The organism is Clostridium sp. D53t1_180928_C8, assembly GCF_015667795.1.
In the GTDB taxonomy this organism is placed as follows: domain Bacteria; phylum Bacillota; class Clostridia; order Clostridiales; family Clostridiaceae; genus Clostridium.
The window spans coordinates 16,325-32,461 of the sequence record NZ_JADPEL010000037.1; the positions used below are offsets into that span (position 1 = coordinate 16,325).

18 protein-coding genes are annotated in these 16,137 nt (G+C 24.8%); all 18 read right to left on the bottom strand.

Features of this window, described 5'->3' with window-relative positions:
- Positions 1-39: 39 nt before the first annotated feature.
- Positions 40-750 (bottom strand): purine-nucleoside phosphorylase, encoded by a 711-nt coding sequence (gene deoD / locus I4V51_RS15940; protein ID WP_195989429.1) that lies wholly within the window; start codon positions 748-750, stop codon positions 40-42.
- A gap of 307 nt (positions 751-1,057) precedes the next feature.
- On the bottom strand, positions 1,058-2,353 hold the full coding sequence (locus tag I4V51_RS15945) for a folylpolyglutamate synthase/dihydrofolate synthase family protein (RefSeq protein ID WP_195989430.1): 1,296 nt from the start codon (positions 2,351-2,353) through the stop codon (positions 1,058-1,060).
- A 289-nt stretch (positions 2,354-2,642) separates the two neighbouring features.
- A complete protein-coding gene (locus I4V51_RS15950; protein ID WP_195989431.1) occupies positions 2,643-4,685 on the bottom strand; it encodes an FtsX-like permease family protein in 2,043 nt (680 codons plus the stop codon).
- A complete protein-coding gene (locus tag I4V51_RS15955; RefSeq protein WP_195989432.1) occupies positions 4,675-5,442 on the bottom strand; it encodes an ABC transporter ATP-binding protein in 768 nt (255 codons plus the stop codon). Before I4V51_RS15955 ends, I4V51_RS15950 begins: the two co-directional genes overlap by 11 nt.
- Positions 5,443-5,556: 114 nt before the next feature.
- Positions 5,557-6,582, bottom strand: a complete 1,026-nt coding sequence (locus tag I4V51_RS15960) for a sensor histidine kinase (protein ID WP_195989433.1) — start codon at positions 6,580-6,582, stop codon at positions 5,557-5,559.
- Complete coding sequence (locus I4V51_RS15965) at positions 6,579-7,247, bottom strand: response regulator transcription factor (protein ID WP_195989434.1); 669 nt, start codon at positions 7,245-7,247, stop codon at positions 6,579-6,581. Before I4V51_RS15965 ends, I4V51_RS15960 begins: the two co-directional genes overlap by 4 nt.
- A 61-nt stretch (positions 7,248-7,308) precedes the next feature.
- Complete coding sequence (locus I4V51_RS15970; RefSeq protein ID WP_195989435.1) at positions 7,309-8,079, bottom strand: hypothetical protein; 771 nt, start codon at positions 8,077-8,079, stop codon at positions 7,309-7,311.
- A 573-nt stretch (positions 8,080-8,652) separates the two neighbouring features.
- The gene (locus tag I4V51_RS15975) at positions 8,653-8,898 is read right to left on the bottom strand and encodes a hypothetical protein (protein ID WP_195989436.1); all 246 of its coding nucleotides are present in this window, start codon (positions 8,896-8,898) and stop codon (positions 8,653-8,655) included.
- Positions 8,899-9,009: 111 nt separating this feature from the next.
- Entirely contained in the window at positions 9,010-9,423 is a 414-nt protein-coding gene (locus I4V51_RS21235; RefSeq protein ID WP_243281534.1) for a hypothetical protein, read from the bottom strand.
- A 27-nt stretch (positions 9,424-9,450) separates the two neighbouring features.
- Entirely contained in the window at positions 9,451-9,768 is a 318-nt protein-coding gene (locus I4V51_RS21240; protein ID WP_243281535.1) for a hypothetical protein, read from the bottom strand.
- 178 nt (positions 9,769-9,946) lie between these two features.
- Complete coding sequence (locus tag I4V51_RS15985; RefSeq protein ID WP_195989437.1) at positions 9,947-10,696, bottom strand: HAD-IA family hydrolase; 750 nt, start codon at positions 10,694-10,696, stop codon at positions 9,947-9,949.
- 156 nt (positions 10,697-10,852) lie between these two features.
- The gene (locus tag I4V51_RS15990; protein ID WP_195989438.1) at positions 10,853-11,176 is read right to left on the bottom strand and encodes a hypothetical protein; all 324 of its coding nucleotides are present in this window, start codon (positions 11,174-11,176) and stop codon (positions 10,853-10,855) included.
- Between the two features lie 671 nt (positions 11,177-11,847).
- Entirely contained in the window at positions 11,848-13,335 is a 1,488-nt protein-coding gene (locus tag I4V51_RS15995; protein WP_195989439.1) for a DUF4179 domain-containing protein, read from the bottom strand.
- A gap of 5 nt (positions 13,336-13,340) precedes the next feature.
- Entirely contained in the window at positions 13,341-13,868 is a 528-nt protein-coding gene (locus I4V51_RS16000) for a sigma-70 family RNA polymerase sigma factor (protein WP_195989440.1), read from the bottom strand.
- 185 nt (positions 13,869-14,053) lie between these two features.
- Positions 14,054-14,488 (bottom strand): GNAT family N-acetyltransferase, encoded by a 435-nt coding sequence (locus I4V51_RS16005; RefSeq protein WP_207746004.1) that lies wholly within the window; start codon positions 14,486-14,488, stop codon positions 14,054-14,056.
- 44 nt (positions 14,489-14,532) lie between these two features.
- Positions 14,533-15,006: a hypothetical protein gene (locus tag I4V51_RS16010; protein ID WP_195989441.1), complete on the bottom strand. Its 474-nt coding sequence runs from the start codon at positions 15,004-15,006 to the stop codon at positions 14,533-14,535.
- A gap of 120 nt (positions 15,007-15,126) precedes the next feature.
- Positions 15,127-15,492 carry a DUF4362 domain-containing protein gene (locus tag I4V51_RS16015; RefSeq protein ID WP_195989442.1) on the bottom strand — a complete coding sequence of 122 codons (366 nt, stop codon included), beginning with the start codon at positions 15,490-15,492 and terminating at the stop codon, positions 15,127-15,129.
- A gap of 119 nt (positions 15,493-15,611) precedes the next feature.
- Positions 15,612-16,070 carry a hypothetical protein gene (locus tag I4V51_RS16020; protein ID WP_195989443.1) on the bottom strand — a complete coding sequence of 153 codons (459 nt, stop codon included), beginning with the start codon at positions 16,068-16,070 and terminating at the stop codon, positions 15,612-15,614.
- Positions 16,071-16,137: the final 67 nt, after the last annotated feature.

The window sequence follows — 16,137 nt, forward strand, 5'->3', positions numbered from 1 at the left end:
AATAAAAAGACAAGCTCTCACTTGTCTTTTTATTTTCTTCTATTTTATTAATTCTAAAGCAATTTCCATCATATCCGTAAAAGTATTTTGTCTTTCTTCTGGAGAAGTTTCTTCTCCTTTAAAGATATGATCTGATATAGTTAAAATTGATAATGCTTCTACACCATTTTTAGCTGCTAATGTATATAATTCAGCTGTTTCCATTTCAACTGCTAAAACTCCATAATCAGCCCATGTTTTTAATGAGAAATGATTAGTATCATCATAGAATAAATCACTTGATAATATATTACCTACCTTTACATTTGCACCCTTTGCTTTTGCTATATTATATGCATTATATAATAAATCAAAGTTTGCAGTTGGTGCATAATCAAGCCCATTAAATCTTCTTTTATTAATTCCTGAATTAGTAGATGCACTTTGTGCAAGTACTATATCTCTAACATTAACATCATCACTACAAGAACCTGCAGATCCTATTCTTATAAGTCTTTTAGCCCCATAAAATTGAATTAATTCATTTACATAAATAGAATGTGAAGGTAATCCCATTCCTGTTCCTTGTATAGAAACCCTTTTTCCTTTATAAGTTCCAGTATATCCGTACATTCCTCTTACGTCATTATAGCAAACTGCATCTTCTAAAAAGTTTTCTGCTATAAATTTAGCTCTTAATGGATCTCCCGGTAATAATACTGTTTCTGCTATAGCTCCTTCTGGCGCCATAATATGTAAATGTTTTGACATAAACGTATCCTCCTTTATTTTTCGTTATTTATTAGTATAGTATATTCTTAAAAAATAGTAAATGATTAGCTTTTCAATAAATTCAAAATTTTAGGATGTTTTTTCTTTTCTACTTATAATCATTTACGAGTATTTTATTTTAGTGTATATTTTTTATAATATATTTATAATTTTTGATTCACTATAAAAACTTGTTATATGTTACACAATTATTTAAATCAAATTTTATTACATACTAATATATTGTCAAGCAATATATTAAAAGGTAGTTAATTAACAATACTATCATTAATTAACTACCTCTATATTAATTTAAGTTTTTATTTATTATTTTTCTCATATCTCCAACCATATATAATGATCCACTAGCTAAAATAAGATCATTTTCACCTGAATCATTTAATGCAGTTAAATAAGCTTCTTTATAATCATTATAAGCTTCACACTTTTCATTATACTTAACTATTTCATTTTTTAAGTCTTCCGCTAATTCTGCTCTTATTGAATTAGGAGTAACAGCATATACTTTTTTAGCCATTGGTGTTATTACTTTAATCATTTCCTCAACATCTTTATCAGCTAAAATACCTAAAATCAAATATAAATTATCATATTCAAAATATTTTTTTACATTTTTGCTTAGCGTTTGTATACCCTGTATATTATGAGCTCCATCAATAACAACATAAGGATTCTTTGATAAAACTTCTAATCGCCCTTTCCAAACAACATTTTTTATACTTTTTACTATACTATCAATTGATATATTAATTATATTTCTACTATTTAAAACCTCAATTACGTTTATTGCAACACTTAAATTCATTATTTGATGTTCTCCAAGTAGAGGTAAGAATATGTCAATTTCATTATTATATTTTAATAATTGATATGGCTTATCCTCATTTACTACATTTTCAAATTTTAGATTTTCATCGTTAGCAATATAAAGCTCAGAATCCATTTCAAGGCACTTATTTTTAATAACCTTTAAAGCTTCTTCTTGTTGAGGATATATTACTGTAGGAATTCCTTTTTTAATAATTCCTGCTTTTTCTCCTGCTATTTCTTCTAATGTACTTCCTAATAGATTAGTATGATCAAAACTTATAGACGTTATTACTTGAAGTATTGGTGTAATAACATTAGTTGAATCTAATGTTCCACCTAAACCTACTTCTATAACTCCGAAATCTATATTTTCTCTTTTAAAGTATAAAAGCATTAAAACAGTAATTATTTCAAATTCTGTAGGATGATTATATCCATCCTTTATTACTTTATCTACAGAAATCTTAACCTCATCCATCAAGTCTGCTAAAGTTTCTTTTGGAATATTATTTCTATTAATTTGAATTCTTTCTTCAAACTCTTCTATAAATGGTGAAGTGTACATTCCAACCTTGTATCCAGCTCCCATTAATATTTCTGTTATCATTGAAGTTGTAGAACCCTTTCCATTTGTTCCTGCAATATGTATAAGCTTTAAGTTTTTTTCTGGATTACCTAAGTACTCTAATAATTTATGTGTTCTTTCTAATCCATAATTTGACCCAAAATTACCAACTTCAGTTATGTATTTCATTGCTTCTTCATATCTCATAATTTACCTCATCTTAATTTTAATTTATATTATTAAATATAAGTTATATTTAACTTAAATGTAAAGTCATCTAAAAATTCACCTTTCATATTGATACTATACTTTTGTAATCTATATATTAAAATACTTTCTTATAATCAACTTATTAATTTAATTAATGATAAATAAAATATATTAACTTTATATACTTCAATTTACTAAACAAATTGCTATTTATGTAATAATTATATACTACATTTTACAAAATAAAAAGGAAACCTATTAGGTCTCCAAATTACTCGCTATTTATTTAATTATCAATATTTCTCTTAAAAGTATAATATGTGGCAAAGAAATAAGCTATATAAACGCTAATCATTAAAGTAACTCCAAAGATAACACTTAAAACAAATGTTTTATCTCCAACAAAAACTCTAATTACATATTCATAAAACAAATAATAATTATATACAAAAATTATAACGCCAATCATTGCTATAGCAATAGGTACTATAAAATATACTGAAATTTGCTTTAAAATTATTTTGCTTATTTCATTTTCTTCAATACCTAACTTTCTAAGCACATTAAATCTATCCTTATGCTCAATAGAATCTGCGAGCTGACTAAGTGATAAAACAGTTAAACTTATCATTAAAAGCACTATCCCTAAATAAATTCCTAGTATTCTCATAGCTAAGGTCATATTTAAAATATTATTAGTTTCTAATGATTTAATTCTAATATCAATTGCCATATATGTTATGTCATTTTCACCACTATAGTTTGTCACAAATTCGGAATTACTATCTTTAAACCAATTATAAACATAATTATCTCTAAAGTAATTAGCTTCTTCATAACTCATTTCATTTTTAATATTAGCCACGAAATTAGTTTCTATAAAATCAAGATTATTACATGCCTTATCTGGCAAAATTATAATATTATCTATATATGGACTATAAAAACCCTCTCCAATAGATTCCTTATAAGATGAAAGATTACTAATATTATATGTTTCTCCATTAATATTTATTTTGTCATTATTATTAATATAACTGTTTATTACTTCATCAGTAGTAGCACTATGCCACTGAGTAGTAAATTCATTATTCTTTAATTCTATTTCTTCATAACCTAACATACTTCTTAGCTTATTAAAGTCACTTACTCTAATTGCTACTAACGAGTTATTATTTTCCTCTGCTTTGATAATATATTTTTCTACCTGACAGTAACTATTAACCTTATACCCATTATCATTTAAATAATTAATAATCATACTATAATCTAATTTAGGTATATCTTTAATATTAGCTTCTTCTAAAAAGGTTGTACTATAATTATTTCGTATATCTACATCATAAGGAACTCTCATATCTAAATATCCAAGTGCCCACTGAGCCATTACAATTGTTATTATGAAGCTTATCATAGCCCCTAAGAAAGTCATTGATATTGTAGCCATTAATATTGGTGCTGTCTTTATTTTAGACACTATTGTTCCTATTAAAAATAAATTTGTACCTTCATATTTAAAATTAATCCATTTGTTTTTTACATAAATCAATATATAAGCAATTGAATAAAATAAAGCATAAGTTCCTAATATAAAAGTAATTAAAGATATACCTATATATCTTAATGATTTTATGCTATAGTCTACCTCAGAATTTATTAATTTAAAAGTACAACTCCCACAAATAATATATAAAATTATTGAAAACACAAATATAATACTATATATTTTCGCACTTCTTTTAAATTGAAATTCAACCTGCTTGTTTGCATTTATCATATCTATAAGCTTTATTTTTCTTAAAATAACAACATTATATAATCCTATTATACAAAACATAGCTATAAAAAATATAAATGTAATACCTACTGTATCCATATATAGCTTTAAACTAAATACTACTTCTTGTTTAGCACTTACTAAAACTATGGCTGTGATTGCTTGTGAAAATAAAGTTCCTACAAATATTCCTGCTATTATTGCCAAAATCCCAATTGCAAGTGTTTCAACAAAAAACATCAACGCCACATTATTTTGCTCTGTTCCAAGTAATATATATGTAGCAAATTCCCTTTGTCGTCTTCTTATCATATATTTATTTACGTAAGCTACAAGCAAAATAAGAACTGCCGTAATTACATAAGTTGAATACTGTAATACTAGTTTTAAAGCTTTGAAATTATAAGAATCTTCTGTAATTAGTTCATAACTTGAACTAGAAAGGGATGTAATTGCATAAAACAAGCTTACACATATTGTTATAGTTATAAAATAAATTAAATAATCTTTAATAGATTTCTTTGCATTACCTTTAGCTAGTTTAGCGTACATCCCTAACGTCACCACCTAACAATGCTACTACATCTAGTATCTTATTAAAGAATTGTCTACGTGTATTTTCACCTCTTACTAACTCTGTGAATATTTTACCATCTTTAATAAATAATATCCTATTACAATAACTAGCTGTAAATGAATCATGAGTTACCATTAATATTGTTGCATCTAAATCCTTATTTAAATTTGATATCATTTCTATTAACATTTGAGCAGATTTTGAATCAAGTGCTCCTGTTGGTTCATCAGCTAATATTAACTTAGGATTAGTTACTAATGCTCTTGCACAAGCAGTTCTTTGCTTTTGTCCACCTGATACTTCATAAGGATACTTTGAAAGCAAATCTTCTATTCCTAGCTCTCTAGCAATATCTAACACCTTATTATCAATTTCACTTTTTTTAGTTTTATTTATTGTTAGTGCTAAAGCTATATTTTCATGAATAGTTAATGTGTCTAACAAGTTAAAATCTTGGAATATAAACCCTAAATTTTCTCTTCTAAACTTTGCTATCTTCTTTTGATTTATTTCTGTTATGTCCTTTCCATCTAAATAAATATTACCAGAGCTAACCTCATCAATTGTAGCTATTAAATTTAATAGAGTTGTCTTACCTGATCCTGAAGGCCCCATCACCCCTACAAATTCACCTTTTTTTACATTAAAGCTTATATCATCAATAGCTTTAACTATGTTACCCTTATTTCCATAATATTTTTCAATATTATTTATTCTTAATACTTCGTTCATCAATTATCACCTCAAGGATATTTTAACTTATATATAACATGTTAGATTCGATTTAATATTACTTTTAGGTGACAATGTTGTAACATTACTAATTTAACTAGCACTATAAATACATTATTTAACTACAGAAGTTTTCACTATAAAGCTTCCTATAGGAAAAGTAATACTAACTTTTGTATAACAATTTATTTCTGACTCTATATCTATTAATAATCCTAACTTATCACATAACTTTTTGCATAAATATAATCCAATACCGGTAGACTTACTATTTACTCTACCTATATTTCCTGTAAAACCTTTTTCAAATACTCTATCTAATTCATCAGAAGCAATACCAATACCATTATCCTCAATAATTAACTTAATTCCATTCTTTATATCTTCACAATATATCTTAACTTTTGAATCTTTAGTATTTCTGTATTTTATAGAATTTACTATTATTTGATTTAAAATAAACTCAAGCCATTTACTATCGCAATATACAAACCTTTCTATATTATCAATTTCTATATCTATATTATTTAAAATAAACCCTTGCTTATTTCTTGTAATAACACTATTTACGCAACTTTGTAAGCTTATTTCCTTTACAAGGTAATCCTTATTTACATCTTCACTTCTTGCATAAAATAAAGCTTGTTCCACATACCTATCAATTTCTTCTAATTGCATAAGTATTGCTGAACTTTTAGTTGTTCTATTATTTTCTTCAATTAATTTTATAAGGGAAATAGGTGTTTTTACTTCATGAATCCATTGTTCTATGTACTCTTTATAATTCTTAAGCCTTGATTTTTCCTTATTTATTTCTTCCCTCATTGATTTGCTCGATTTTTTCAAAAGATAATAATAAGGCTCTGCTTCAATAAATGGAGGTAATTCTAACACTTCACTTATTAAATATTTTTTATCTATATTATATATAGATTTTTCTAATAACTGAAAATAATCATTTCTTTTTTTATAAGAAATGAAAAGGTAAATAAATAAAGTAACTATCCAACACAATACAATTATTAATACTGCCTTAAGTTCATTTCCTATACTTAAAAGAAATAATGATAGAACTATTAAAGCTATAATATTTAAAGCTATTGTTCCAATCTTACTTTTTAAGTAATCTTTTATACTCATATTAAGTAACCTTGCCCTCTTTTAGTTTTAATAAAATCTTTTAATCCTATTTCTTCTATCTTATTTCTTATTCTTGTAATATTCACTGTAAGAGTATTATCATTTACAAACATGGAGCTATCCCATAAATACTCCATAATTTCAGCTCTAGAAACAATTTTCCCTTTATTAATTAATAAATAATATAATATTTTCAGTTCATTCTTTGTAAGCTCTTCACTATTTTCATTATACTCAATTGTACTTGTTAAGATATTTAGCTTTAATCCATTATGCTGAATTATATCTAAATTAGAATCATTAGGATATGCTCTTTTAATAAGTGAATTTATCCTAGCTAAAAGTATTTGTGTATTATATGGCTTTGTAATGAAATCATCTCCACCTAGGGTAATTGCCATAAGTTCATCTATATTGGTATTTCTGCTTGTTACAAAAATTATAGGTACTTTTGAAAAACTACGTATTTCTGTACAAATTTTAAATCCATCATCATTGGGTAAATTTATATCTAATAAAATTAACTCAGGTTTACTTTCTTTTACTACTTGTGGTATATTATTAAAATCCTTTGGTTTCAAAACTGAATAACCATTTATCATTAATAAACTTCCAATTTCATTTTGAAGTTGTTCATTATCTTCTATTATCATTATTGTAAACATATATTATTCTCCATTTATAATTTGTTTTATCCTTTAAACTTTATTAATCTACTTCCTATCATCAAAAATAAATATGATACCATCCCTCATGATTTCTTTCTATTACCCAATCTAATTTATCATCAAACCAATATGTATTAAATCCACTAGTTGTTGTAAAGTTTAATCCTCCAACTTCTAGAATATAAGAATAATCAGAAAGATTTAACTCATATATATATTCATTTTTATATTTATTTTCAATTTCACTATAAATAATATCTTTATAATCCTTAATAAAGATTTCTTCCTTTATAGTCTTACAATTCTTAAATCTATCAACTCTAGTTAATACCTCTTTTTTCTTTTTACAATACTCATTCTCAGTTAAAACACGTCTATAAAATAATCTTATATAATCAAATTTAGCCTCTTCAATATTTATACTATCAATATAATAATCCAATTTTCTTATTTCATTTTTACATACTATATCTATTTCATTTTTTAATTCACGTCTATACTTTTTATAATCAATAATTGATTGTCTATAAATCTCTTTAATGAACTCTTTTTTCTTTTTACATAATTCCTCATTTTGAATATCATATTTTTCTAGTGAAATTAAAATATTCTTTAAAATATCTATTCTTATGCTATCCTTCAAAATTTCATCTTTTAAGACACTTAGAATTTTATAATTTAAATCACTATTTAATTTATTATCCATTTCCTTATATTTAAAACGTACTTCATCTATTTTATCAATACAATATTTCCTTGAACAATTATATATAGCTATAAAACTCTCAATACTTTCACAATTGATTTCATTAATAATTCTTTTCCTCATTACCTATTCTACCTCAACAACTAACTCTTCTATTGCTTTGATATATTGCACATTTTTTATAATCAAATCTGATTTCCACCAATTTTTTCTTATATTCCATTGCTCAAGATAATCTGTTCATGACCATGTAATACTCCATGCCCCATCTGATTCTTGAGTATTTAAAATAAACTCACATTCATAATCGCATATTTCTTTATTTTCTATATAAAAATCACTTATTTTACTATTTATAAATAATGATGGTTTACATACATAGTCAACTGCTCACTTTGTTGTGTCATAAGTTATAACATGTTGAATTTGTTTTTGCAATAAACCTCTAAATTCCTCTAAATCTAAAACTGAATTCATTGAGCTTTCTTTTAGATATTCATACAGTTCAACAAAACATGAAACAGTGTGCATAGATTCTAAAGAGAAATGTTTTTAAAATTTATAACAATTTTCATTTATGTAATAATTATATACTCTATTTTACAAATAAAAAAGGAAACCAAATTTTGATTTCCTAGTTAACTATAACCTTTTTCTATTAAATTGAAACTTATAAATTGTATTACATTATTAAAATTAGAAATAAATAACTTCATAAATCTTATAAAGTATACAACATATTGATAAAATAAGTATTATTCCAGAAAATATCCTCATACCTATTTTTATTTTACTATCATCTTTTAATGATATACTTAATGAAATAATATTAAGTATTAATATTAAAATCCATAATATATAATCAATACTTTTAAATGTTAATGTACTTATTACTAGCATACAGTTCACTATAGGAAATACAATATTGAATTTTTCTTTCATACTACTCCACCTTCCATACTTTACAAGTTTAAATCTTTATTAAATTACTATATATCCTCGTAATTTATATATAATAATTGAAGTCCTTCATTAATTAATCTAATTATAAAATTATTTATGCTTTCTACAAACTAGAATATATCTGTGTTCAATACTTTCTATATATCCTTTAACAGCTATCTCCTCATTTAACCTACATAATTCCTCAAAACAACTTTCTACAGAGAAATCAGGAAATTCCCACTTAATTATTTTAGAAAAATAAACAATTGCTCCAATATCTTTAAAACGTAAATAAGGATAGTACTCCTTAGCATATAAAATTTTAAATGAGTTATCCTTTAAATTTTTTAAGTTATTATCTAAAGTATTATCCTCATATAATGGCTCAAAATCTTTTATTAATTTTTTAGATAATACTTCATTATTTTTCCCACCTACCTGTTGAGTTACAAAAATCCCATTAGTCTTTAATATCCTTTTTATTTCTTTAACATCAAAAGATCCATGTCTATTAATTATCATATCAAAAGTATTATCTTCAAATGGCAATTATGAATCATTAAATACTTGGTTAACTTCAATTCCAAGTGGCTCTAATTTCTCCTTACATAACTTAACATTAGGTTCCCACATTTCTGTAACTGATGTATTGGTATAAGGATGATTAAGTGATAATAAAAATTCTCCTCCACCTGTATCCATATCTAATAACTTATGATCTTTATTTAAATATCTATTTAAAATTTCCTTATAATCCCACGGTAATTTTTCATTATCCCATCTATTTTTTAAATAAGAGAAATCCCACCCCTTAAATGCAGCCTTTTCTTCACTTTTCCATAAATCTTTTAATTCACTATAATTCATAACTGTCCCTCTTTTCATATTTTTTGATTAATAGAAAATTGGTGCAGTTTCCTGATAGTACATAAAAACTTATTCTTGGTACAACTTACTATCAGTTAATATAACTGCACCAAGTAATTAATTTCTTCTCTTTTCATTTTTATATTTCACCTACTTTTAATTCCTATTTATGTAATTATTATACACCACATTTTGTAATTTTAGAATAAAAAATAAGTTTATTTAATACACTATTTAATTCATCTGTAGTTTGAACAAAATAATCAGGCTGCTTTGTCCATTTATTATATGTATCTAAATTCAAACTAAAAAAATCAACAGTTATACATATAACATTTATATCTTCTTCATTTAATGCAACTTGTGCATTTTTACCAAATACTATATCTTCACTATGATCTCCTATATAAATAAATGTTCCTTTTTCATTATTTAGCTTTAGTTGTTCTATACATTTAATAAAACCTGCAGGGTCTGGCTTCTGTTCACTACCTAATATGTCATCATATCCAATAACTGCATCAAAACAATTATCTACTCCATAATATTTTAATGTTTCCCTTATATTTTCGTTGCTATTTTGTGAGCAAATTCCCATTTTTATATGCTTTATATTTTTAAGTAGCTCTACCATACCTTCAAAAATAGAAGGTATTGTCTTATTTTTTAGTTGTTCCGGCGTCCAAAGTTCACCAGCTTCATCTAGTTCTTCTTCTTTTAAACCATAACACTTTAAATATAACTCACGCCAATTTTTATACATATGATTAGCTTCTTGATAATTTTCATAAGTTTGTAATGCATAAGGTAAATGTTTTTCTATATCTTTATCAAAATGCTTTAATACTTCAATTGTTACTTTAATATTCTTTTTTGCACTATTTATAATAGTCCCATCATAATCCCATATAATTCCACAAATATTCATATTAATATATTTCTCCTATTATTTAATCAATAAAATTTTCTTAATAAAATTACTACTTTATCCTATAATCATTAATTAATTGAATGGTACTTTTCCCTTCTCCATTAGACTCATATATAACCAACCATTTCACCTTCATTAATACAAAATGATACATTATTTAACTTCTTCATATTCACTCCAAGGAAAGTTTCCATTATAAATAATCATTCCCCAGACTGCTACTATACAAATTAATATACATTGACTTACACTATCATTTTCAGTAAAATTCGTTATAAAATTTATAATATCATGTCCATAAAATACAAGTAAAAATAATAGCAATGATGCAATAATTGAATTTATTTTATTAGTTTTCTTAGTTATTTTTATTTCTATATTGCATATATTACATTTTAATTTATTAGCTTTTCCTCTAAAAATATTTTCTATAACTCTATATTTCAACTTTACTTTACATTTTGGACAAACACTCATATCCCACCTCTTCTATATCTCTAAATCACATCTTCTCACTAACTAAATACTTATTCTTATTTAATAAGCAAAATTCATTTTACTTATTATACCATATATTTAATATGATTCCTTATATTAATTCATTAAATAACAATATATCTTAAAATAGCAAAAGGTGCTTCAACAATTGAAACACCCTACTTATTTAAATAATCATTAAAAGAATTATTTGCATCTAATTTATATTTTATTAATTTCATTTCCGATATCTATACTTTTATCTTTTTTACTTACTTTTATTATAACATTCATCACACTTACTATTAAAATCATATAAATACCTACTGATAAATATTTAGGTATATATATTACAAAAATAATTCATTTAATAAAATAAACATTATTAATGCACATACTATAAATAAAGTTGGTACCTGGCTTCCTATGGCTGCTATATACGAATTTACTTTGCTAGATATAAACATACTTATAAATGCAGTTATTATCCCTATAACATATACTCCTACAACTGTTAGTACTATATATTGAATAAAAGTTATATTAATCCAGAAGTCATAATTAAATATATTTGAATCATTTTAATTATTCTCTTTCCTATCAACTCTATAATTATCACTTTCAGAAAGATAAGAACCATTAACTACACAGACTGAACTATTTTACTTTTATTATTTTACATCTACTTCAAATATATCACTACCATATACATTCATTTCATTACTATGATCATAATAAACTACTTCATAATCATCTCCAGTTAACTCACCATCATATTCAACAACTAACTCTTCACTTTCTTTTAAATATCTTGTTGTATTTAATTCCATACTATTAAAATTATCAACTGTTTTTATTTCTTCACCACTACTCTTATCTCTAATTAACTCTGGCACTGCAAATATATTATAATTTGACTTTATATATAACTTGGTTTTACCTTCACTAACTTCAACCTTTGTAATATTTCCATATTCATTATTTAAAATGGTAATTAAATTTGTTTCTCCTTCTAAATTAAGATCTACAGTTAATTTAAAAATATCATTATATCCACCTTCTACTGATTCAGTAGTAGCAATCTTAATATCTCCTATTTCTATAACCTTATTATCACCACTTTCCCTTACATTTACCTCACTAACTTCCTTATACTTATATGGAATAAACGTAATAGATTTTGTACCTTCATATAACTCCTTAAATTTACTAGTAAAATAATTGATAAATTTATTATTCTTTAAAGCAGTTCCAAATCCACTACCACTTTTAGGTTCAATATATCTACCTTCATTATCAAAAGCAATAAAATCTATATTTGAAAATTCACTTCCATAATAAGTTCCTTGAATAGCTGTGTTAATTGGAGTTGTTATTACCTTATTTATATTTACTCCATCATTAATATTTGCAAGTTTGATATCTTGTTCATACTCCTTAACCTTGCCATTAACTGCTTCATTAGTAACAGGGATGTCAAAACTCCAATTTCCTCTTACATAACCATCATCTAATATTCCTTCAATATTACTAAATTCTAAAGAAAATAAAAATTCATCTGGTATTTCTACATAGCCTCCATAAAAACTCTCCTCTTGAACCTCTTTAGGAATTTCTTTTCTTCCATCCATATCATAAGTTATATGTCCCACATAAGCTTTATTATCTTCTAAAAACTCTCCACTACTACTTGAAGAAAATGATATTTTCTTTCCATTAACTTTCAAATTAGTGTCTATAAAGTGTGGCATATTACTAATTCCACTTTCACTTTCTACTGTATAAAAGACTGCTAAATCTAACCCATCATAAACAACCTTATTTATAGTAACCTTTACCCCTTTACTTTCCTTAGTAATATTTAAGTCTGATGCATATTCATCATAATTTTCATATCTACTTGAATTAAAATAATCAACTATATTATTTAGTAATGGTACCTTATCTGCATAAGTTGGTAATGTTACTGTAAAAATAGTTATTCCTAAAAAACAAGCAGCCGTTATTCCTGCTAATCTTTTATACTTATATCTCCTTCTATTCATACCAATTTTTATCCCTTTATCAAAAGCATCATTAGCATATTGTGGTATATATCTATTTTCTTGCTTTAACTTTTCTTTAATTTTTTCGTCAAAAAAATCATTATTATTATCCATATTATTTATATCTCCCTCATTATCTCTCTTAATTTTTCCCTAGCTCTAGAAAGTCTTGACCTTACAGTTCCTTCTGGTATTTTTAAAACAGCTGCAATATCCTTAATAGACATATCTTCAAAATAAAATAATATCGTTGTAATTCTTAACTCTTCATTTAGTTCATTTATTGCATTAATTAAATCTATATTTTCATAAGTATCATTATATTTTTCTTCATTACTATCTTTATTAATATTTTCGATCTTTTTATTTCTTCTAATAATTTCATTACACTCATTGATTAAAATTCTTATAAGCCAAGTTTTAAAAAATTCATCTTTCCTTAAAGTATTAATCTTTTCATATGCCTTAATTACAGTATTTTGAATAGCATCTTCTATATCATGTTCGCTTTTTAAAATACCTCTAGCAACTCTATAAACATTTAATCTATTTTCATTAATCAAAGCTAAAAAAGCATCATTATCACCACTTTTTGCTTTAGCTACAGTTGATTTCTTTTTATAATTTAAAAATGATATTAGCTCCATCTTCCTCCCCCTATTTACTTTACTTAGCTAAGTATTACATATATTAGATGGATATCCCAATAGATATGTTCAATATAATTTTATTTTTTATAAAATTATAGAGCAGTTCATAATGAACTGCTCTCTTTAAATACATATTTTATTACTATAATCTTCAGATGAATATGATTTTATTATATTTATTCTCATATCCACTTTGATTTTAGAATTAAATTCCCAGCATTTTTATAATCTAATTTTCCATAGAAGTTATTATGTATATCATCATTAACAGCTTGTAATTGTATCATTGATGCTCCTACTTCTTTAACTCTTTTTTCTATCTCTAACATAAACATCTTACCATATCCTTGATTTTGATACTTATAATCAATTACAATTTCAACCAAATCATATGCTTTTAAATCATCATATTGTTCTAAATACCCCATTGCAAATCCTAAAATAATATCATTATCTTCTAAAATGAAACAATACGAATCTTCTCTACTCCACACTTGATGAATACGCTTATAAGTTGTTTCTATTGTCCATATACTATCCTCTTGATTATTATAATAATCAATATATAGCGGAATAAACTTTTGTATATCTGATTCTTTCATAATACTATATTTCACCTCTTGCCCCCTATAAATTAGAATTTAACTTACTATATATAATTTTAAAATTGAATATCTCTAAAATATAAATATAGTTTTTCTGTAGCATCTTTATCGAAAGGATTTTCTTTTAAACTTTTAATTATTGGAATAAGTGTGCTGAAATTATGTGTTTCTAATAAATTCTTAATCCTTGTATTATTACTTATCATATTATTTAAATTCCATAAAGCTGTATATAGCGATTCATTTTCCTCATAATATGATGTTTGTATATATACCGATGTGGCTTGTCCTGTGGCTGAAGATAATATAGCTGTACCTAATATTTTTTCATCAACAGAGTCCTTAACTTTAGCTTCTTCAATAGTTTCTATACCATGACAAATTAACTCTAATTGAATCCCAAACTCATTGTCGCTAGTTCTTGTAATTGTTTTGTAACTTCTTATTTTGCTAAACTGAAATATATTCAATAATACTAAAAAAAGTATAAATATTATTAACATATATTTTTTACTTTTACTGTTAATCATTTTACCTCCAATATATCTACTAAAAAATATTAGTTAGTCTAATATTTTATTTAAAACCTAACATGGAATAATATTTAAAATCATCCTCAGAATATAACTTTTAAATCAATTAATAACTGATTACTTAACTATACTACTTTTATTAAAACTAATTAGTGGTGCACAGCCATCACCTTTATTACTTACTGAACAAATTCCATACCATAAAACATCTGGATAATCTCTTATTATGACTTTATCAAAATAAAAAGGTTCAGATGGTATAAAGGCATTAGGATTTGAGTACGTATCATATTCGATATACTTTATTTTTTTACCATTATACTCTAAGTCATATAACTTATTAATCCATGTACGGCCATCATTATGTATATACTCAACAATACGGACTTTATCTACATTTTTATCCTCAACATTTTTCATAAATTCATCAAGTTTGTTGATGTTATAAATTTCTGTATTATTATGTGTTTTGCTCGATACCAAATCAGAATCAATTTCTACAATATCTCCATTACTTATTGCTTTTTCAGAATTTAAGGATTTATTAGATAAAACACCATCATATGTATTTTTTTCATCTTAAGTCTGTTATTTTTCAGAACTTAAATATTAATAAATCTTAATTCTTTTTCAGCTTCTAATTTAGATTTATAAAATATAACTTCATTGTAGGGTTTAAGATTATTTTTCCAATTGGTAGTTGTTTCCAAAGACTCTTTCCCGCTAGTTGCAATTAGAAAACACTCTCTATTTTTATTTATATAGCATATTGGTAAATCACTTTGTAAATCTGTCATTGAACCCACAGTTCCAATTAAACCACCTTCCCTATCAGTTGCAAAAACATCTACTTGAGGAACTGTATAAAATGATACTTTAGGAATATTATCATCAAAAATAAAATGTATATCATACTCATCAGCATATTGTTGGTAAGTTTCATTTTTATCATTTGAATTCATATGATAAACAGTAGTACCTGATTTAATTACTTCCGTATCTTCTATAAATATAGCTAGACAATTCTCTCTTTTTGTTACATCTAAATATACCTTATTCATTTTTCCTCCATTACTCCTCCTATAAACATACTTACCGTAGTAACTTATATAATAAATATTAATAATT

What these genes read in the sequence shown, in the direction of transcription:
- I4V51_RS15960 (WP_195989433.1), bottom strand. Translation starts at nt 6,582, where the DNA reads ATGAGTATAAAAGATTACTTAAAAAGTAAGATTGGAACAATAGCTTTA.
- I4V51_RS15965 (WP_195989434.1), bottom strand. Translation starts at nt 7,247, where the DNA reads ATGTTTACAATAATGATAATAGAAGATAATGAACAACTTCAAAATGAA.
- I4V51_RS15945 (WP_195989430.1), bottom strand. Translation starts at nt 2,353, where the DNA reads ATGAGATATGAAGAAGCAATGAAATACATAACTGAAGTTGGTAATTTT.
- I4V51_RS15985 (WP_195989437.1), bottom strand. Translation starts at nt 10,696, where the DNA reads ATGAATATTTGTGGAATTATATGGGATTATGATGGGACTATTATAAAT.
- I4V51_RS15970 (WP_195989435.1), bottom strand. Translation starts at nt 8,079, where the DNA reads ATGAGGAAAAGAATTATTAATGAAATCAATTGTGAAAGTATTGAGAGT.
- I4V51_RS15990 (WP_195989438.1), bottom strand. Translation starts at nt 11,176, where the DNA reads ATGAGTGTTTGTCCAAAATGTAAAGTAAAGTTGAAATATAGAGTTATA.
- deoD (WP_195989429.1), bottom strand. Translation starts at nt 750, where the DNA reads ATGTCAAAACATTTACATATTATGGCGCCAGAAGGAGCTATAGCAGAA.
- I4V51_RS16020 (WP_195989443.1), bottom strand. Translation starts at nt 16,070, where the DNA reads ATGAATAAGGTATATTTAGATGTAACAAAAAGAGAGAATTGTCTAGCT.
- I4V51_RS15955 (WP_195989432.1), bottom strand. Translation starts at nt 5,442, where the DNA reads ATGAACGAAGTATTAAGAATAAATAATATTGAAAAATATTATGGAAAT.
- I4V51_RS16000 (WP_195989440.1), bottom strand. Translation starts at nt 13,868, where the DNA reads ATGGAGCTAATATCATTTTTAAATTATAAAAAGAAATCAACTGTAGCT.
- I4V51_RS15995 (WP_195989439.1), bottom strand. Translation starts at nt 13,335, where the DNA reads ATGGATAATAATAATGATTTTTTTGACGAAAAAATTAAAGAAAAGTTA.
- I4V51_RS15975 (WP_195989436.1), bottom strand. Translation starts at nt 8,898, where the DNA reads ATGAAAGAAAAATTCAATATTGTATTTCCTATAGTGAACTGTATGCTA.
- I4V51_RS15950 (WP_195989431.1), bottom strand. Translation starts at nt 4,685, where the DNA reads ATGTACGCTAAACTAGCTAAAGGTAATGCAAAGAAATCTATTAAAGAT.
- I4V51_RS21240 (WP_243281535.1), bottom strand. Translation starts at nt 9,768, where the DNA reads ATGAATTATAGTGAATTAAAAGATTTATGGAAAAGTGAAGAAAAGGCT.
- I4V51_RS21235 (WP_243281534.1), bottom strand. Translation starts at nt 9,423, where the DNA reads ATGATAATTAATAGACATGGATCTTTTGATGTTAAAGAAATAAAAAGG.
- I4V51_RS16010 (WP_195989441.1), bottom strand. Translation starts at nt 15,006, where the DNA reads ATGATTAACAGTAAAAGTAAAAAATATATGTTAATAATATTTATACTT.